The 18,735-nt window shown below is 60.8% G+C and carries 20 protein-coding genes; 14 read left to right on the forward strand and 6 right to left on the reverse strand.

What is annotated here, in order from left to right:
* Window positions 1-2,142 carry an ATP-dependent nuclease gene (locus ACP7DW_RS21820; RefSeq protein ID WP_426056603.1) on the reverse strand — a complete coding sequence of 714 codons (2,142 nt, stop codon included), beginning with the start codon at window positions 2,140-2,142 and terminating at the stop codon, window positions 1-3.
* Window positions 2,143-2,379: 237 nt separating this feature from the next.
* Window positions 2,380-2,703, reverse strand: coding sequence for a helix-turn-helix transcriptional regulator (locus ACP7DW_RS21825; protein ID WP_426056602.1), 324 nt, complete (start codon window positions 2,701-2,703; stop codon window positions 2,380-2,382).
* Window positions 2,704-3,092: 389 nt separating this feature from the next.
* Here ACP7DW_RS21825 and kleE point away from each other — a divergent pair, with 389 nt between their 5' ends.
* The 7 genes from kleE to ACP7DW_RS21860 all read left to right on the forward strand — a co-directional run bounded on the left by kleE (window position 3,093) and on the right by ACP7DW_RS21860 (window position 7,795).
* Window positions 3,093-3,410, forward strand: a complete 318-nt coding sequence (gene kleE, locus ACP7DW_RS21830) for a KleE stable inheritance protein (protein ID WP_426056601.1) — start codon at window positions 3,093-3,095, stop codon at window positions 3,408-3,410.
* Between the two features lie 56 nt (window positions 3,411-3,466).
* Complete coding sequence (locus ACP7DW_RS21835) at window positions 3,467-4,354, forward strand: ParB/RepB/Spo0J family partition protein (protein WP_426056600.1); 888 nt, start codon at window positions 3,467-3,469, stop codon at window positions 4,352-4,354.
* 142 nt (window positions 4,355-4,496) lie between these two features.
* A complete protein-coding gene (locus ACP7DW_RS21840; protein ID WP_426056599.1) occupies window positions 4,497-4,817 on the forward strand; it encodes a hypothetical protein in 321 nt (106 codons plus the stop codon).
* A gap of 145 nt (window positions 4,818-4,962) precedes the next feature.
* Window positions 4,963-5,328: a helix-turn-helix transcriptional regulator gene (locus tag ACP7DW_RS21845; protein WP_426056598.1), complete on the forward strand. Its 366-nt coding sequence runs from the start codon at window positions 4,963-4,965 to the stop codon at window positions 5,326-5,328.
* 3 nt (window positions 5,329-5,331) lie between these two features.
* Complete coding sequence (locus ACP7DW_RS21850; protein WP_426056597.1) at window positions 5,332-6,693, forward strand: type II toxin-antitoxin system HipA family toxin; 1,362 nt, start codon at window positions 5,332-5,334, stop codon at window positions 6,691-6,693.
* A gap of 115 nt (window positions 6,694-6,808) precedes the next feature.
* Complete coding sequence (locus ACP7DW_RS21855; RefSeq protein WP_426056596.1) at window positions 6,809-7,153, forward strand: KfrB domain-containing protein; 345 nt, start codon at window positions 6,809-6,811, stop codon at window positions 7,151-7,153.
* 30 nt (window positions 7,154-7,183) lie between these two features.
* Entirely contained in the window at window positions 7,184-7,795 is a 612-nt protein-coding gene (locus tag ACP7DW_RS21860) for an IncP plasmid survival protein KfrC family protein (RefSeq protein WP_426056595.1), read from the forward strand.
* Here ACP7DW_RS21860 and ACP7DW_RS21865 read toward each other — a convergent pair.
* Entirely contained in the window at window positions 7,775-8,041 is a 267-nt protein-coding gene (locus ACP7DW_RS21865) for a hypothetical protein (protein ID WP_426056593.1), read from the reverse strand. The genes ACP7DW_RS21860 and ACP7DW_RS21865 overlap by 21 nt on opposite strands.
* A 218-nt stretch (window positions 8,042-8,259) precedes the next feature.
* On the opposite strand from ACP7DW_RS21865, the gene ACP7DW_RS21870 reads away from it, so the two are divergent.
* From ACP7DW_RS21870 to ACP7DW_RS21880, 3 genes are read left to right on the forward strand one after another with little or no spacing between them, the layout of a single operon-like run.
* Window positions 8,260-9,942, forward strand: a complete 1,683-nt coding sequence (locus tag ACP7DW_RS21870) for a hypothetical protein (RefSeq protein ID WP_426056592.1) — start codon at window positions 8,260-8,262, stop codon at window positions 9,940-9,942.
* Window positions 9,943-9,956: 14 nt separating this feature from the next.
* On the forward strand, window positions 9,957-11,438 hold the full coding sequence (locus tag ACP7DW_RS21875; protein ID WP_426056591.1) for a hypothetical protein: 1,482 nt from the start codon (window positions 9,957-9,959) through the stop codon (window positions 11,436-11,438).
* A gap of 31 nt (window positions 11,439-11,469) precedes the next feature.
* Window positions 11,470-11,694, forward strand: a complete 225-nt coding sequence (locus tag ACP7DW_RS21880) for a hypothetical protein (protein WP_426056590.1) — start codon at window positions 11,470-11,472, stop codon at window positions 11,692-11,694.
* Here ACP7DW_RS21880 and ACP7DW_RS21885 read toward each other — a convergent pair.
* Genes ACP7DW_RS21885 through ACP7DW_RS21895 form a run of 3 tightly spaced genes read right to left on the reverse strand, consistent with a single transcriptional unit; the run spans window position 11,674 to window position 13,228 of the window.
* Window positions 11,674-12,111 carry a conjugal transfer protein TraM gene (locus tag ACP7DW_RS21885; RefSeq protein WP_426056589.1) on the reverse strand — a complete coding sequence of 146 codons (438 nt, stop codon included), beginning with the start codon at window positions 12,109-12,111 and terminating at the stop codon, window positions 11,674-11,676. The two genes, ACP7DW_RS21880 and ACP7DW_RS21885, sit on opposite strands and share 21 nt — an antisense overlap.
* Entirely contained in the window at window positions 12,111-12,836 is a 726-nt protein-coding gene (locus tag ACP7DW_RS21890) for a conjugal transfer protein TraL (protein ID WP_426056588.1), read from the reverse strand. The genes ACP7DW_RS21885 and ACP7DW_RS21890 overlap by 1 nt, the downstream gene beginning before the upstream one ends.
* Window positions 12,836-13,228 (reverse strand): TraK family protein, encoded by a 393-nt coding sequence (locus tag ACP7DW_RS21895; RefSeq protein ID WP_426056587.1) that lies wholly within the window; start codon window positions 13,226-13,228, stop codon window positions 12,836-12,838. The genes ACP7DW_RS21890 and ACP7DW_RS21895 overlap by 1 nt, the downstream gene beginning before the upstream one ends.
* Before the next feature lie 369 nt (window positions 13,229-13,597).
* Between ACP7DW_RS21895 and traJ the strand changes: the two genes are divergently transcribed.
* From traJ to traF, 4 genes are all read left to right on the forward strand, one after another.
* Window positions 13,598-13,975 carry a conjugal transfer transcriptional regulator TraJ gene (gene traJ / locus ACP7DW_RS21900; protein ID WP_426056586.1) on the forward strand — a complete coding sequence of 126 codons (378 nt, stop codon included), beginning with the start codon at window positions 13,598-13,600 and terminating at the stop codon, window positions 13,973-13,975.
* Between the two features lie 64 nt (window positions 13,976-14,039).
* Window positions 14,040-16,268, forward strand: a complete 2,229-nt coding sequence (traI, locus tag ACP7DW_RS21905; protein ID WP_426056585.1) for a TraI/MobA(P) family conjugative relaxase — start codon at window positions 14,040-14,042, stop codon at window positions 16,266-16,268.
* Complete coding sequence (locus ACP7DW_RS21910; RefSeq protein ID WP_426056584.1) at window positions 16,265-18,175, forward strand: type IV secretory system conjugative DNA transfer family protein; 1,911 nt, start codon at window positions 16,265-16,267, stop codon at window positions 18,173-18,175. The genes traI and ACP7DW_RS21910 overlap by 4 nt, the downstream gene beginning before the upstream one ends.
* Complete coding sequence (gene traF, locus ACP7DW_RS21915) at window positions 18,172-18,708, forward strand: conjugative transfer signal peptidase TraF (RefSeq protein WP_426056583.1); 537 nt, start codon at window positions 18,172-18,174, stop codon at window positions 18,706-18,708. Before ACP7DW_RS21910 ends, traF begins: the two co-directional genes overlap by 4 nt.
* The last annotated feature ends 27 nt before the right edge of the window (window positions 18,709-18,735 follow it).

The following is an 18,735-nucleotide window of genomic DNA, read 5'->3' on the forward strand; positions in this document are numbered from 1 at the left end:
TTAATCCACATTCGCCAGCAATCGATGGATCTGATCGTTCGGCAGCATCTCCAGCAGCATAGCTTTGAGGTCGGCAAGAGGTAGGGTGCCGGAATGGTACTGCGCAATCCACTCATGCAATGCTTCGGCACCTGCTGCGGCTAGGACACCACTTTGCACAGCCTTGCTAACTCTGTAGCGATAGATGTTCGAGAACAACTCCTTTGACAGGGTCGGCTTGGCAAAGAAAATTGCGTCTCGAATATATAGCGGTATGACAGTGTCAGAATCCAAGCACCTGCCCAGCAGGATGGCAAACCAACCTTTACCCTGGTTAGCCGCCATCGTGAGAACGCGCCGCCCGAACAGTGCCTTGTCCCCAGATGTCAGCTCGGCGTCGGCCGCCACGAGCGTTGCTGGGTCGACATAGATGCTCGGCACCAATGCTCTAACTTTCGATGCGTTTCCAGCTGCGATGAAATCTACTTCGAACGTGTGATCGGCGTAATGGGGGGACAGCCAAGGGTTGCCTTGGACAAAGAGATCGAGAGCAAGCTTGCGTGTAAGCCCCTTCACGTCCGATCCATAGCACTTTCTTTTGTAGCGAACATCGGCATCAGAGTCGCGCGGTAAAGGGGTTGTGTCGATAATGGCTGCGTCACGATCAGTGAGGATCGCACAGCGCTTGCGGATTCGAGATTGGTGAAAGAGTACTGCCACATTCTGGAAACCTGTACTACGAATGTTGATTAGGCTGACGCCGACCTCGTCAAGGCTGAGCCCCGTCACCTGCTTGAACATCAGCGGAATCAGGATTTCTTCCGCGTCACCCTCAACCAGGATCACACTCTTGGCGAACAAGAGGTTGGTTCGAACCGCGTCTAGGTACCGCTGCACCGTGTCGATCGCGGTTGGATCGAGACCCGTTGTAGGTTGATAGGCTTCGCACGCTGCACCACATCGCCCCAGCACATTGACGCTGGAGACCTTGCTGACTTCGGAAATCTGGGTCGAGTGCGTAGAGTAGATGATCTGCGTGTCGGCATAGGCAATACGATCGAACAACGTCTTCTGGATGTGGGTGTGGATGTGCGCCTCGGGCTCCTCGATAACTAGGAAGTTGGCGATCGACTGATGCGTTCGTTGATACTGAAATTCGAGCAATTTCAGCGTCAGGAAGATCAGGTTGGCCCCGCCAAGACTCAGCTCGTGAATGGCACCCTCATAGTTCTCGTCCGACTCGCCCACGAAGAGCTTCAGCGACTGGAAAAGCTTGTCAGCCTCTTCTGGCAGGTCCGAGCGAATCGACAGGGAGCTTGGCGAATAGGTCTCGCCCGCAGCCGCCTTGATTGTGCTTCGAATGTCAGATCGGACGACCTGCACATCGTTCAGTGCCACGATCGATTCGTTGAGCTCGCGGACTCTGGCGACGATCGGATCCATGTCAGTCGCGGAGATCGCGCCGCTCTTGCTTTTTAGCAGCGTGAGCAGTGGGTTTGTTCTGTTGCTGTGGAATTCGGCCACGACGTCCCGTAACGCTTGGATGTAGGTAAACGATACCTCGCTTGCGACCGAAAGAAGGGGAGAAACGCGGGCGCCAATACGTGGATCATCAGTCTCGTCGCTGATTATGCAGTTCTCGAAGTCGCCCACGATCTCGGTGTACGTCGCGAGGTTGCCAAAGTCGGCCGTGCTTCTGCCGGTGATGACCGTTTCGTAGTCAGAAATTTCAATGGACTCCCTGACTGCAGCCAATCCAGCGATGTCTCTGTCTGCAAGTTGGGCTAGCTTGAGGCGGACATCCTTTTTTGGTCGAAAGATCAGGTTGTAGGTGGCCCGGCCTATTGGCGCTGCTCCTGCTACCACCCCTGTTCCATGTAAGAAGAGCGCCTGGATGGCCTCGTCCGGACCGATCTCGTCGAACTCAAGGCTAATGATGATCCAGTGACCACGCCAGTTGTCGAGGCCGCGGTGAAAGTCGGACTCTTCTAAGCGAGATGCTGATCGTGACATCGAGTCGTCGAGCAGCAGGCGGATGGCCCGAAACAGATTCGTCTTCCCCGACCCGTTTTCTCCGATGATGGTGTTCACACCCTTCGTGAACGTCAGGGCTGCGCTTGCGAAGTTTCGGTAATTGACGAGCGTCAGTTTTGAGATATGCATCAGAGTCGAGTCCAGGCCCAATAGTTCTTTGTTGTTGGGATCACAGTCGCGGGCCAAGCTCACGCTGCATCGCGCTGTTACGACCAAACCTCCGAATAAGAAGTTCGCTTCTTGCCGATAGCGGCACCAGAGCATAGCGGAATGTCAAGCAGAAATTCTCACACATTGTCACTCTTCTCCAAATGGTCGCTTCTGGCCGGTTGGAGGCTGCTGCATCCGGCTGCTATTGGGCCGACCTTAAGTAGGCTGGCGTCTGGCGCGCCTGTTTAAACCAGTCGCACCCACCGTTTGCATCGGAGGAGCCTGTATTGCAACAGTGACAGGATGCCGTGCGGCGACGCACAACTGCATCCAGTGCCGGATTTCACTCTTGAGCCAGGCCGATGAGCGGCCTTTAAGTTTTACCGGGGCAGGGAAGGTGCCTTCCTTGATGCCTTCATAAATGCTGCTGCGGGATTTCCCGCAGATTGCGAGTACTTCAGCCAAGCGGATGAAACGCTCTTCATTGAGCGTCGGAGCTGCGGGTGGCTCTGGGGTGGAAGGAAATGCGACTTTGGTCATGGTACGCTCCTTTTGCTCCTCAGCGAGTGAGACAGGTTCGGTGCCAGCATGGCGGCAATGACTCAGATCGGATCGTTGAGGTCGTATAGCCAGTGGCGGTCTGTCGACATTGTATTCACAATCATTATTCCGAAAATACGTAGTCAGTATCGATGGCGGATACGGCTAATGCAACTGGAATAGGTCGGGTACATCGACTAGATCAAAGGTGTTTGCAGGTGGCAGCCACAAGGGCATCTGATGGTCTGTGCAGTTTTAGCTGCTAAAAATAGGTGTATGCAAGTGCACCGGTTTAATCTAGATCAAGATGGGAGCAGCTGGGTCGCGCAACTATATATGCTGTGCTCCAGCGCGGCGATGAGTCGCGCGCAACAGGTGAGGAGGTCAGCATGGCTGACATTATTCAGTTTCCAGCTGTTACCAAGAGCAAGGGCAAGGCATGCTCGCCTGCGCCTGGACAACGATCTGCGTCACAGCCATCGGCAAATAGCCCTAGCGTACGCCAGATAATATGGGTTCTGACCGTGCTGTGCTGGCCAATGCTGCGCTTCATCATGGTGTGCGACGTGCTGTTCCAGCTGTTGCGCGCGCTGGTGCTGTGGGATACGCCGGGCGCGCATGCCGGATGGACCTTCCTGCTGCACTATGCCTTCTTCTGCTACCTGACCTGGTTCGTGGCGTACGGTAATCCGGACCAGTCGCGATGAAGAGGGCGTCCGCGCCGCCAGGTGCCGCCAGCGGCCGTGCGCCGGAGGGCAGGCCGATGGCGCTTCCGCTTGAGCATATTGATGAAGACCCGCTGCAGCCGCGCTCGGCCGAGAATCCGGGCTTTACGGCGAACAGCCTGGCCGAACTCGCCGCCTCGATCCGCCTGCGCGGCATCAAGACGCCGATCTCCGTGCGCCATCATCCCGAACGGCCCGGCCGCTACATCATCAATCACGGCGCGCGCCGCTACCGCGCATCGCGGCTGGCACAGCTGGCGACTATCCCCGGCTTTATCGACGACGACCACAGCGAGACCGACCAGGTGGTGGAAAACCTGCAGCGCAACGAGTTGACGGCGCGCGAGATTGCCAATTACATCGGCCGCGAACTATCGAAGGGGCTAAAGCGGGGCCAGATCGCCAGCAACATCAGCAAGTCCGCCGCCTTCGTGACGCAGCATGCGGCCCTGCTGGACCTGCCGGAACCCATTGCCCTGGCGTTCAACGAGGGCAGGGTGCGCGACGTGACGACCGTGAATGAATTGGTGACGGCCTATAAATCGCATCCGGGCGAGGTGGTGGCCTGGCTGCGCGAGGGCGAACCGGAGATCACGCGCAGCGCAGTCAAGCTCCTGCGCGCATTCCTCGGTGCGAAGTTTGGCGAGGAAGAAACGATTACTCCCGGTAGCGGCGACGCCACAGCCGTGCCATCTGCCGCCGGTCCGCCGACTTCCGCGCAGGCCGCTCCTGCCGCGCAGACTGGCTCCAGCCGCTGGCGCTGCACCGGCCTCCTGGTGCGCCATGGCCAGGGCGAAGGCGTGCTGGTGCTAGGGCGAAGGCCTGGCGGGGAAGGGCTGGCCTGGCTACGACGCGCCGACGGTGTCGAAGTGGAGGTGGCGCTTGCCGGGCTTGTGCCGCTCAAGCTGCTCGGTGCCGGGGATTGACGCAACCATGCCCTATGGCGCGTGTCGCGCGGATCAGGGCTGGTGCTACACTTTGGCTCTTGCGCGTTCCTGCAGCTGCCGCCAGCGTGTCTCGAAGTGCAGACGGAACCGTCCAATTATTTGCCACATGGCCATGAATGACTTGTTGACCTACATCGGTGCCATTTTCAAGCTGCCTAGCCAGGCCGTGATCGAGCGGCGCGACGTCGCGCAATCCTCCTGGCAGGAGGACGGCTTCGAAGTACGGCAGGAAGTGGCGACCTATTATTTCAGCAATGGCGTGGTGGTGCGGCGCACGTCCGAGGAAGACAGCTTTCCATCGCAGGCGGCCTGCGCGGAGTGCTGGATCACGTACGAGGTGCCATCGAACGGGCAGGCGCCGGTCGAGGTGCAGCCTGCGATCAGGCGCTTTGACAGTCGCTGCCGGGAAGCATTCTGGTTGAAATTCCACTGCGCCAACTGAGTCGCTACCTGCTTGGTGGTGTCCGCCAGCCATTCACTGGAATGTCTGTAATACAGTCTATGGGCTGTAAAATAGAATTACAGCCTGTTTCTTGTAATTGCGTTTCACAGGTCCTATACTGTAGATACACATCCCAAGACACGCCATGGACTATCCGATCCGATCCTTGCAGCAGTTGCGGCCGATTCTCGTCGGCTTTCGCAAACAGGCCGGCCTGTCGCAGCAGGCGCTGGCGGAACAGTTGGGCATCACACAGCAAAGCTATGCGCAGATCGAAGCCAATCCCGCCTCGACCAGCGTCGAGCGCCTTTACACGGTGCTGCGCCTGCTGGGGGCAGAACTGTTGCTCTCGCCAGCCGGGCAGCCATCTCCGGATGCCGCCATCGCGCAGGAAGCAGTCGATGCGGGGCCGCCCGCCGCCCGTCTCGCGCGCCAGCGTGCGCCCGGTCCCGCGCGGCCGGAAGCGCCAGCAAGGCAGGAACCTCCACCATCGGCCAGGGAGCGCTGGTAAGCCATGGGCCGGCGAGCGCATGCGCAGCGCCTGAATCTGTGGCTGAACGGGACGCCGGTCGCCTACTGGGATGCGTCCGCTGGCACCTCTTCACTGACCTACTTTGACGCCTGGATCGAGGACGAGGCCGGGCGGCCGCTGTCGCTGTCGATGCCCTTCAAGCCGCAGGGAGGCTCCTATCGCGGCCCGCTGGTGCAGAATTATTTCGACAACCTTCTGCCAGACAGCGAACAGATCCGGCGCCGCATGGCCCAGCACTTCCAGACTGGCGGCATCGCGCCATACCAGCTGCTCGCTGCGGCCGGGCGCGACTGTGTCGGCGCCATCCAGCTATTGCCGCCCAGCGAGGTTCCTACGGATCTGTTTAGCATCACGGGCGAGGCGCTCGACGAAGCTGGCGTGGCGAGGATACTGCGCAACACGGTCGCGGAAGCCCCGTTCGGGCATGCCGGCACAGAGCCGGACCTGCGCTTGTCGATTGCCGGCGCCCAGGAAAAGACGGCCTTGCTATGGCATCGCGGCCAGTGGCATCGTCCCACCGGCAGCACGCCGACGACGCACATACTGAAGCTGCCCATGGGGCTGGTGGGGAATATGCGGGCGGACATGCGCACCTCGGTGGAAAACGAATGGCTGTGTTCGCAGATCATGCACGCGTTCGGACTGCCCACGGCGCCATGCCGCATCGCCACTTTCGAGGACCTGAAGACGCTGGTGGTGGAGCGCTTCGACCGCAGGCTGTCTGGCGACGGCAGTTGGATCGTCCGGCTGCCGCAGGAGGATTTTTGCCAGGCGACCGGTACGCCGCCCCTGCACAAGTATCAGGCCGATGGCGGGCCGGGCATCAGCCGCATCATGGATATCCTGCTCGGGTCTGCGCAGGCCGAGGCAGACCGCCGCCGCTTCTTCAAGACCCAACTGGTGTTCTGGCTGCTGGCGGCGACCGATGGCCACGCGAAGAACTTCAGCATTTTCCATTTGCCGCACAGCCGTTTCCAGTTGACGCCGCTCTACGACGTGCTGTCCGCCCATCCCATTATCGGCCCCGGCGCGCACCAGCTGCCGCGCCAGAATGCCCGGCTGGCGATGGCCGTGCGCGGCGCCAGCAACCATTACCATCTGGAACAGATCCAGCGGCGCCACTGGCTGAGCCAGGCCCGCCAGGCCAGTTTCGGCGCGGCCGCGGCACAGGAAGTGATGGACGAGGTGCTAGGGCATGCCGATGCGGTGGTGGCCGCCATGTATGGCTTGCTGCCACCCGGCTTTCCCGCTGATCTTGCCGATGCGATCCTCCAGGGCATATCGCGCCAGGCGCGGCGGCTCAGGGATATGCCGGATGGCGAAGCAGGCGCTGGGCCAGTTTGATGTGTACCACATCGCAGGCATTTAGCTGCCCAGCGGCAAGTATCGCGTCTTAAAATGGCCCATCGCCGAACGATTCGGCCGCTGTCACGTCCTACCGATAAACAGGAGCGTATTGATGAAGCAAAGAGTCTTGGTCATGAACGGCCAGCGCCTGCTGCAAAACGAGCAGGGCGGACAGTGGGCCACCAGCAAGGTGGACAAGGCAGGGGCGATCAAGCCCGGCATTTACGATATTTATCTTGCTGGTGACGCGGACAAGGCCAAGACGTATGCTGGCGTCATCGTGCACGCCGATGGCGCCAGCGTGTATCAGCAAGTTGGCAAGACATTGGTCAAGCACGCCGCCAGCGATTTCGCTAAAGTACCTGGGACGGGTATTGATACCAGTGTCAGCTACGAGGACGGCCAGGCGCACAGCAGCAGCGCTAGCGTCAAACAGGGACGCAAGCTGAGCCGGTAGCGCAGAGCCCGCTGATAGGGGAGGCGGATTATGAAACTATCGATGGAGCGGCCGCAGCAAGGCAGGACTGCCAGCGCAGGCGCGCGGGGCGGCGCCGAGATGCAGGCTGACGCGCAGCGCTACCAGGCAGCGGACGAGCAGCTGGAGCAGGCGGCAATGCTGGATGCCGCCCCGCTGGACACACAGTATGGCGCGGCATTGGCGGCGCAGGTCGAGGCCAAGCACGAGCAGGTCGAGCGCATCGAGGACAGGCTGGAAAACCTGATCGAATCGCAGGCATCGCGCCTGCAGCGCACGCAGATGCAGCAGCCGGGCTTGCTGGCATTTCCCGCCACGCGCGCGCAATGGCAGCAGCAAGTGCAGCAGCAACAGAAAACCATGCAGCGCCTGCTGGGTCGCCTGGAACTGGTGCGCGAGGTCCGCGACAGCATGGGCGTGCACGCGCCGCGCATCGAGGAACTGGCCGCGCGCAAGCTGCGTACCCGGCATCCCGGGCTGGCCAGCGAGTGGGATGCGCTGCAGCAGGCACAGCGCTTGGAAAAGCTGCTGCAGCGGCAGCAGACGCAGCAGGGGGTTGAACGCAGCCACCAGCTGCAGGCCGGACGAGGCTCTCGGTTGGGCCTATCGCAGCACGGCCCATGAGGCCACGGCCGCAGCCAGCATGGCCAGGCAGCCGGCGGCGACATTCAATACCGCGATGGCATGCGCGGCGCGCACGGGACGGGCGAGCTGCAGCAGGGCACCGTCGATTTCCTGGCGCGCGGCCCTTGCCGCCTGCTGGCCTCCTTCCTGCATGGCGGCAGCGATGGCTTCCCGGGCTGTGGCCAGCGCCGCATTGACGATGCGTTCGGCCTTTTCCCTGGCGTCCGTGCTCCAGCGCCGCGACACATCTTCCGTTTCTTCCTTGAACTAATCCGGTTGGATCTGCTGGGCTCAGGCGCTTTCCTGCATCATGCCGAAGTGGTACTACTTACTCTCTTGATTTGATACCCATCAGGCGGATTGAGAATCTATTGGATGTTTCAATGCAATTTCTATTGCCAAAATGCATTATTAATGACACCATGCCATATCTTTCATTTGTTTGCTTTTAGTACAGGAAAACCATGGCCAGCATTAATATTTTTTTGCGCGAGAACCTTACGGTAATATCTAAAAAAAATCTATCGGTGGCGCCAGACATCCCAGAGAAAAAATTGAACAATGCGGTGGTGGCATTTGCTTATGCTGGGAGCGTATCGAATGTTGTTGGTCTGTACGATAACACCATGTTCGGAAGTGGGAAAGATGGATTGTTATTCACAGGGGAGCAAGTAATTTATCGGGCGGCTTTTAGTGATCCCGTCAGCATTCCCTTTGCAGAAATGGAATCTGCTGAGTATGTCGAGTTGCTAACCGGAAAGAATAACGATAAGTCGGAACCATGCGTGCGGATCCGCCGTAAAGACGGTAGAGCCATTGAACTTAAATCATTGATGGATTGCGATTACGTTGCGCTGTCGAAAGTACTGAGCGGTGCCATTGGTGGTTTCAATGAATTTAGGGAAGAGAAGCAAATTATTCCGATCTCTGAGATGCACGACGAATTGAAGGTCGCCTACGTCAAAGTGATGGTGAACATGGCCTACGATAATGACGGCGTGATCGATGAAAAAGAAATGGCAGAGATATTGTTGTTGATGACGCGAATTGATCTGCAGGTCGATTCGAGGTTGAATTTGCGTGCTTATATGGCAGACAAGATGGAAATTGTTCCAATGTCTCAGCTAATCGGCATCATCGATAGCGAGTGTCCGGAAGGCCAGATTAAGTCGGTGCATATATCGTTGGTCAAAGACTTGATTAATATTTATCTGAGTACAGAAGGTGGCGATGTCAAAAATTTCGCCTTCTTTAATAAACATCGTGATCTGCTGAAGGTCATCGACGCTGAGATAGAGTTGGCGACTCAGGCTATCACGCTTGATCGGCAGTTTTTACAGGAAGAGATTAGTGACGATCAGATCGTCGCTACGCTCAAACTGCTTTCATCAAAGGCTGCTGCTATTGGTACGCCATTGGCGGCCGTGTATTTATCTGGTTCGGTGATTGGTCTGTCGGCTGCTGGCATGACGTCTGGCCTGGCTACATTGGGTATGGGGGGTATGCTTGGCATGTCCAGCATGGCGACAGGTATCGGTGTAGCTGTATTGATTGGGGTAGGGACCTACGCAGGTGTGCGCAAGTTAACTGGTGCAGATGAACTTACCCGGTTCAAGCGCCGGGAGTTGATGCTCCATGAGGTGCTAAAACTGACGCAGTCGACCATCGCAATGCTGATCGAAGATGTTAATTTTATTACTGTCAGCTTGAATGCTGCAATTGAAATGCACGGTGCACAGGACGAGAAAATTCGTAGGCTCGCCGGTGCGCTCAAGCAACTTACTGGCGCAGGTACCGTGCTGACGGGGCGCAGTGATTCTGTGCAGGCCAGTACTGCTAAGCTTAAATGCGCTGGTCAGTTAGATGAAACCAAGCTTAAAACACTCACCCGTGATGCCACCAAGGCCGATTTATTTCAATTTATCCGTGACTTCTATGAGGAGCGCGCATTTGAAATCGAGAAGGATGGGCAAAAGCAGCGTGTGTTCAAGCTTGGGCTTAAGCCAGGGCTTCCAAAAAACAAATTGGAGGAGCTCGCGAAAGCCTTTGAGATCATCGGCTACTTTAAGGTTGGTGATGTGCTGAAAGGAGCCGCCAGTGATGCCGCGGACAAGGCAAAAGAAAAATTTGTTGGTCTTTTCTCGTGAGTGGGGAAAACCAGTTGCACAGCGAAGCTCAATTTCTCGTGGTGCAGCAGCATCAATTGAATGCCGTAGGTGATCAGTTAGGCGCGATATCGCTGACGCTCGCTCAGTTGCAGAGTAGCCAAGAGCAGAATGACAAACTGTTGGACCAGTTGCTTGCGCAGGCCTGTACTGTAGCGACTTCCGACGATGTCGTGGTGATTTTTGATAATCATGATATCGATATCGATATCGATATCGAGCCTTATACAGCCACTACGCCTCCAGTGCCGATGATAAAGCCGTTAAGTCTGCTGGATTGCGTACAAGTGGATTCCAGCGCTTGCTGGAACGATTATCTAGCCGCTGCGGACGCCTATTCTGCGCGAAATAACGTCCAGTTATTGGCGGACCCCTTCCGTCTTCTCATGAGTGATACCCAGCGCATTGCACTGGAGAAACGTATTAAGGAAGAGTTCAGCCTTAAGAATGCAAACTGCGATAAGTATGACTACATGATCGCAGGAACGTGTGGACTGATAGGCGGCTTGGTAGATATTTTCTTTGTCGGTTTGCCTGGTCAAGGTGCGGTCGGAAAAATGGCCGATGAAACCACGAATAAACTCGTGGAAAATTTTGCCAGGATGAATGGATGGGACGGGCCGCGTAATCCGGATCATGCTACGGCGAGTGCGATCGGTTTTCTGGAGCGGAATTTTAAAGTGAACTATGATCATCGCCACACCGCTGATGTAGGTGGAGCGTTCAAGATGAGTACTGGAAATCATCACATTAAGAGCCTCGCCCACTCCCCTGATCTGACCGGTTTGTTTTTTTCACTACTTAATCAGTTTACAAGTACTGCAAGTTTTATTTCGGATGGTAAGCTAATTACCATTGACACGACGACCTTCGAGTTACGTGGCACTAATCTGGTATCCAAGGTCTTTGCAGGTTTTGCCAATTGGTTGGGGCATCTGTTTTCCGATATGGCTGGGTCCTCTGGTACCTTGTCGTCGGGTGGGCGTGGAACGGGTATTCCCATGCCGTTTTTCTCTCTGCTTCAATTGCTTGAAGTAGGAGAGTTTGGGCAACATAGACAAACCTTCGCTACTATTGCTGTGCGGGTATTCGAGCAAGGCTATGACTTGCGTCATGGCTTTGCCTTGTCCATTCCGGTGCTCATTACGGAAATTTTGACTCGCCTGATGTGGACCGTCAAGCAGCGCTTCTATCACGACCAGCCATGGCTACAATGTGTGCCGTCCGCTGCGAATCCTGAATTGCGCCGTATGCTAATGATTGCGCATGGTTCATTATGCTTGGTCGACGCTGTGGATGCTGGCGTACGTTCTGGCGGAGAAATTATCCAGTTTATGTTGCGTAGTAACATGGTTGCCTGGGCTCGTTTTGGTACCTTGGCTTTGACGGAGATAAAAGCATGGTATGGAGAGGGAAACTTAGATATTGCTGCAGTTGATGATTATCTTGAGCGTGAATATCGGCGCATGGTTGCTTGACTCGCAATGTATGACCGGAATGTAGCGCGAAGTGCGCGACAGCATGGGCGTGCACGCGCCGCGCATCGAGGAACTGGCTGAGCGCAAATTGCGTACCCGGCATCCTGGGCTGGCCAGCGAGTGGGATGCGCAGCAGCAGGCGCTGCGCCTGGAAAAGCTACTGCAGCGGCAGCAGACGCAGCAGGGGCCCGAGCGCAGCCATGTGCTGCAAGCCGGTCGCGGCTCGCGGCTGGGCCTATCGCAGCACGGCCCATGAGGCCACGGCCGCCGCCAGCATGGCCAGGCAGCCGGCGGCGACATTCAACACCGCGATGGCTTGCGCGGCGCGCACGGGACGGGCAAGCTGGAGCAGGGCGCCGTCGATTTCCTGGCGTGCGGCCCTTGCCGCCTGCTGGCCTCCTTCCTGCATGGCGGCAGCCATGGCTTCCCGGGCGGCGGCCAGTGCCGCATTGACGATGCGTTCGGCCTTTTCCCTGGCGTCCGTGCTCCAGCGCCGCGACAGCTCCTCCATTTCCTCCTTGAACCGATCCAGCTGGACTTGCTGGGCCCTGGCGCTGTCCTGCATCAGGCGACTGTTGATGGTCTGCAAAACCAGGATGGGGTCGTCGCGCGCGACGGCGATGCCATGTTTCGCGGCAATTTCCCGCAGCAGCTCCTCGGTCTGGTCGCCCATCACAGCACCATCGCGGCATCGAGTTCGCCGTAGATCAGGCGCCGGATGATGCTCAGGCGCTGGCGCGTCATGATGGGCAGTGCGGGCATGGCCAGCGCCTCGTCGAAGGTCAGGCGCTGCTGCAGCATGCCGGCCAGGTCGCGTCCGAAGGTTTCCTTTTTCAAGACGGGCAGCCGGACGATGGCAGACAGGCGCTCCCTGTTGGCCAGATAGGTTTTCATCTGCTCGAAGCCATTGCCTTCGTGCTCGACCGGCCCCCAGTAGGGATTGAGCCAGGCGATGAAGCGGGTTTCCGGTGGAAACTGGCTGGCCAGGTGGGCAAAGCCGCTGATGGTATCGAGCAGGGCCTGGCCGCCCGTGATCACCGTGTGCACCACAAGCAAATGATCGAGTTCCGCCAGCAGGGCCGGGATCTGGTTGCTGATCAGGTAGTGCGACAGCGGCACGAAGGAACTGGCGCCGTTGTCGATGATGGCGTCCCCCTGGGCTTGCGCCACCAGGTCGATCAGGGCGTCGAAGCCGCGTGGATTGATTTCCTCCTCTTCCATCAGGTCGATGCGCCGGACCTGCAGCGCCTGGTAGCCATGGAAGGTGGCATTCACGGGATCGGTGTCGATGCACAGCGGCGTGCGGGCCTTGCTGAGCATGTACTGGGCGAGTAGGGCGGCGATTAGCGACTTGCCGACTCCGCCTTTACCCTGCAGCATCATATGGATATGGGCCATTACAGTAGCTCCTTTTTGTCCGGGATCGGGTTGAAATGGAAGCCGGCCGGCGCTGGCGCCGGGCGGGGTGCCACGGCGTCCGGTTTCCCGGATGCCGCGCGGGCCTGGCGGGATGACGGCCGCTGCGGCGCCACGCCTTGTCCAGCCGTCTCCTCGGCCGGTGCGGTGGCTTTCAGCATGCGGTGCACGTGCTTCAGGAACGTGTCGTAGCCGAACGGTACGCGCCCCGAGGCATACATATGGCGCCAGATGGTATTCATGGGAAAGCCCGCCGCCAGTGCGGCGCGTACATCGTCGCTGACGGCAAGGAAGGCGACCAAGTACTGGTCGCGCTTGGCCGGCTTGCTGCATTTGATCCAGTCACTCAGTTGTTCGGCATAGGGTTTCTCCATGGTATTTACTCCCCTTCACGTTATGTGGAAGATGCACGGTTACACCACAAAACTGGCACGGTTGAACCACCAATCTGACACGGTTGAAGCCTGATATGCCACGGTTCGAGGCAAATAAGGCCTTTAAAGGCCTTTTCGGAATAGTGACCGATAAAATCCGCTCCGTTTTGTGCCAGAACAAGGGTTAAATCGAAAGCCTGTCCTACGATTAAATGGCTCGGTCGCCGTGCGGGCCGGGGCAGGATAGGTGAAGTTAGCTAACCGGCGGGCCGGTTATCTCTCTTCACGGGGCCTTATTCGCGCCTGCGGCGCTCAACGGACATCCTGCTCTGCGAGGCCTGCGCGTGCCGCGCCAACCGCGAGGACGCCATGCAAGAACCAGGACACGCCACCACCCGCAAGGCCCGGCAGCTGCGCGTGCCGGTACTGCCCGATGAAGAAGCGCAGATCAAGCGGCTGGCAGCTGCGGCCGGGCTGCCGGTGGCGGCCTACCTGCGCAGGGTCGGGCTGGGCTACCGGCTGCCGGGCATCCTCGATCACCGGCGCGTCGAGGAACTGGCGCGCATCAATGGCGACCTGGGCCGACTGGGCGGCCTGCTGAAGCTGTGGCTGACCAACGACGAGCGCACTGCCGCGTTCGGTGAGGCGACGATCCGCGCCGTGCTGGCCAAGATCGCCGATACCCAGGATGAAATGCATGCCGTCATGCGCGCCGTGGTCTTGCCGCAGCAGGGGCGCGGACTTTAGCCGCTAAAAAATTGGCCGTGCCGGTCCGGGACAGGCGGCGGCAGGACAGCAGGGGGAGAGCAGCATGATTGCCAAGCATGTTCCCATGAAGGTCGCGCGGAAAAGCGGCTTTGCCAGCCTGCTGGCCTACCTGGCCGATGCGCAGGCCAAGCGGGAACGCGTCGGCAGCGTGACGGTCACGAACTGCCAGTCGGACCAGCCCGCAGTGGCTGTCACCGAGATCCTCAACACGCAGGCGCAGAACCAGCGCGCGCGGTCGGACAAGACCTATCACCTGATCCTCAGTTTCCCTGCTGGAGAGGAACCGCCCCCGGCCGTGCTGCAGGCTGTGGAAGCGCGCATCTGCCACGGGCTGGGCTATGGGGCGCACCAGCGCATCAGTGTCGTGCACCACGATACGGACAACCTGCACGTGCATATCGCCATCAACAAGATCCATCCCAGCCGCTACACGATCCACCAGCCTTACCGCGACCATGCCACGCTGGGCCAGCTGTGCGCGGCGCTGGAGGACGAGTTCGGCTTGCAGCGCGACAACCACCAGGCGCGGCAAACGGGCGCCGCCAGCCGCGCCATGGACATGGAGCGCCACGCCGGCATCGAGAGCCTGCTGGGACTGGTACGCCGCGCATGCCATGCGCAGATGCGGGATGCGGCCTCGTGGCAGGAACTGCACGGCGTGCTGCTGGTGCACGGCTTGGCGCTGCGCGAACGGGGCAACGGCCTGGTGATCCTGGCCGATGACGGCACGGCCGTGAAGGCCAGCTCCGTGCACCTCGACTGTTCCAGGGCGCGCCTGGAAGCGCGGCTGGGGCCATTCACTCCCGGGCCGGCCGGGACAGGGGGCCATCCCAGCCAGGCGGGCCAAATTCGCCAGCCGCTGCGCCTGCGCGTGGCAACGGCCGCACTGTATGCGCTCTACCAGGAACAGCAGCAGGATGCCGTCCAAGTGCGCGTTGGTGCACTGGCGGGTGCGCGCGCACAGCACCAGCGCCTGATTGCCGAGGCGAAGCGCCGGGGCAGGCTCAAGCGGGCGGCCATCCGCATGCTTGCCTGCGGCCCGTTTGCCAAACGCATCCTGCATGCGGCGGCCGCGAAGACGCTCATGGCGGACATCGAACGCATCAATAGCGGCTACCTTGCCGAGCGCCGCGCCATCCGCAGCCAGCACGGCCGCCTTGCCTGGGCGGACTGGCTGCGCACCCGTGCCGGGGCTGGCGACGCGCAGGCGCTGGCTGCCTTGAGAGCACGCGGCGGCAAGCAGGGCCTGGCAGGCAACACGCTGGCTGGCAGCGAGCTGGCAAGTGAGGCAGGCGGGGCGCAGGCGCCGAATGGTTTGCGGCAGGACAGCGTCACCAAGCATGGCACGCTCATCTATTGCGCTGGCGCGACCACGATCCGCGACGACGGGCATAAGCTGAAAATCACGCGCGGCGCCACGCAGGCGGGCCTGCTGCTGGCGCTGGACATGGCGGTATCGCGCTATGGCCGCTGCCTGCATGTCGATGGCAGCGCCGCGTTCCAGGACCAGGTCATCCAGGCGGCGGCTGCCGCGCACCTGGCGGTCACGTTCGACGACGCCGTGCTGGAGCGGCGCCGCCAGGACCTGTTGCGTGCCGTGGGCACGAAGGAGAAGCAGGATGAACAGGCAACGCACCCGCGCCGGGGCGGACAGCCCGGTGAAGGCGCAGCGCGACGCGCTGCTGGAGCAGGCGCTGGAGTCGCTGGAGCGTGCGCCGCCACCACGTCCGGCGAGCCCCGCGCCGGACCCCGGCGCGGCTCCCACTCCCAGTCCGACCCTGGCGGCGTTGGAGGCCATCCGCCGCCCGCAGCCAGGAACCGTCTGCGAAAGCTGTCCCAACTCGGTATGGTTCGCATCGGCAGTGGAACTGAAGTGCTATTGCCGCGTGATGTACCTGGTCACATGGAGCAGCAAGGAGCCGCAGCAGATCAGCGCATGCGACGGCATGTTCCTGGGCGGGGAGGCGTAGCGGACAGGCGGGATACCGGCTCGGCGGCAGTGGATGCCTTCCTCCTTGAGCAGGAACAAACAAGGCCGCGATTGTCCGATATACCGAAATTTGAACGATATGATGGTGTCAAGGGGCCGGCTGTCTTTGCCGGGCTGCGCGAGGCGGGCGGCCAGGTGCTGGCGCTGCTGGAGCGGGGCGCGGCAACGATGGTCCTGCCGGTGAGCGGCGCAGCAGCAAGGCGCTTGCGCCAGCTGGCCCCCGGTGATGCCGTCACCGTGACGCTTGACGGCGTCATCAAGACGAAAGGACGGACCAGATGAAAGACAGGTTCAATAATGCCGTCGGTCCCCAAGTGCGTAGCGCGCGGCGGGGCGCCCGCAAGGCCATCCCCGCGCTGGCCGCGCTCACCCTCGTTGGCGGCTTCCAGGCGGCCACCCAGTTCTTTGCCCACACCTTCCACTACCAGAGCGCGCTGGGCTGGCATGCCAGCCAGGTCTATCCGCCATGGGCGATCGTCGGCTGGGCTGCCAGATGGCGCGGGCAGTATCCGGATGCGCTGATGCAGGCGGGCAGCGTGGGCATCAGCGTCGCGGGCGTCGGACTGATCGGGCTGCTGGTAGCCCGCATGATCTCGGTGAATTCGGCCCGCGCCAGCGAGTACCTGCACGGCTCGGCGCGCTGGGCGAACATCACGGACATCCGCGCCGCCGGCCTGCTGCCCGCGACGCGCTCGCTGTGGCAGCTGCTGGCCGGAAGGGCGCAGCCGGCCAGCGCCGGCGTGTACGTGGGTGCCTGGCTGGACCGGGCTGGCAGGCAGCACTACCTGCGCCACGACGGGCCGGAGCACGTGCTGACGTACGCGCCGACCCGCTCCGGCAAGGGTGTCGGCCTGGTGGTGCCGACCCTGCTCGCGTGGCCGCACAGCGCCGTCGTCACCGACCTGAAAAGCGAGCTGTGGGCGCTGACCTCGGGCTGGCGCCAGAAGCATGCAGGGAACAAGGTGCTGTACTTCGAGCCGGCCGCCGCCAAGGGCAGCGTGTGCTGGAATGCGCTCGACGAGATCCGCCTGGATACGGAGCACGAGGTGGGCGACGTGCAGAATCTCGCCACCCTGATCGTCGACCCGGACGGCAAGGGGCTGGAGACGCACTGGCAAAAGACCAGCCAGGCGCTGATCGTGGGCGTGATCCTGCATGCGCTGTACAAGGCGCGTGCCGAAGGCACCACGGCCACCTTGTCCGTGGTCGACGCCATGATGGCGGACCCGAACCGCGGCATCGGCGAACTGTGGATGGAAATGATCACCTACAGCCATGCTGACGGACGCAATCATCCGGTGGTGGGTTCGGCCGCGCGCGACATGCTCGACCGGCCCGAGGAGGAAGCCGGTTCCGTGCTGTCCACGGCCAAGTCCTATCTGTCGCTGTACCGCGACCCGATTGTCGCGCGTAACGTGAGCCGCTCGGAATTCCGCATCCGCGACCTGATGCACCACGACAGTGCCGTGAGCCTGTACATCGTCACGCAGCCGACGGACAAGGCGCGCCTGCGCCCGCTGGTGCGCGTGCTTGTCAACATGATCGTGCGCCAGCTGGCCGACCGCGTCAGCTTCGAGAACGGGCGCCCCGTGGCGCGCTACCGGCACCGCCTCTTGATGATGCTCGACGAGTTTCCCAGCCTGGGCAAGCTGGACATCATGCAGGAGTCCCTGGGTTTCCTGGCGGGCTACGGCATCAAGTGCTACCTGATCTGCCAGGACATCAACCAGCTCAAGAGCCGCGAAACGGGCTATGGTCCCGATGAAAGCATCACTTCGAGCTGCCATATCCAGAATGCCTATCCGCCGAACCGGCTGGAGACGGCCGAGCACCTGTCCAAGCTGACGGGCCAGACCACGGTGGCGAAGGAACAGGTCACGACGAGCGGACGCCGCACCAGCGCCTTGCTGGCCCAAGTGTCGCGCACCATCCAGGAGACGCAGCGCCCGCTGCTCACGCCGGACGAGTGCCTGCGCATGCCCGGCCCCGTCAAGTCGGCCAGCGGCGACATCGAGAAGGCCGGCGACATGGTCGTCTACGTGGCCGGCTATCCGGCGATCTACGGCCGCCAGCCGCTGTACTTCCAGGATGCGGTCTTCCAGGCGCGTGCCGCCATCCCCGCGCCCACGAAAAGCGACAAGCTGCATCACGCGCACCGGCCTGCGGACGGGGAGGGTATACGGCTATGAACCGGACATGCGTGAAACTCGGCGCCTGGAGCGCCTCGCTGGGCGCCGCGCTGCTGGTGCTGGGCGTGGCAGCCCACCTGGCTGGCGCGCGCATCAACAGCAGCCATAGTATTCCGCGCGGCTTGTACTGGACCAGTTCAGCCCCGGTGACGCCCGGGCGCTACGTGATGTTCTGTCCGCCCCAGCTGGGGGTGTTCGAAGAGGCGCGCCGGCGCGGCTACATTGGCGCGGGTTTCTGTCCCGGCGGCTATGGCTACATGATGAAGAAAGTGCTTGGCGCGGGCAATGACGCGGTCAGCGTGGCGCCGGACGGCGTGCGCGTCAATGGGCGCCTGCTTGCGCACAGTGCGCCGCTGGCCGCCGATGGCAATGGCCGTCCCATGGCGCGCTTCCAGGCCGACCGCTACATCCTCAGCGAATTCCAGCTGCTGCTGATGGCGGACGCCAATCCCCGGTCTTTCGACGCGCGCTACTTTGGCCCCGTCCAGCGTATACAGGTCCGCACGGTGATCGTCCCGGTGCTGACTTGGTAGCACGTCCGACTTTCAACCGCGTAGAAG

Source organism: Janthinobacterium sp. PSRC1-1 (genome assembly GCF_049897525.1).
GTDB classification, from domain to species: domain Bacteria; phylum Pseudomonadota; class Gammaproteobacteria; order Burkholderiales; family Burkholderiaceae_D; genus Janthinobacterium; species Janthinobacterium tructae.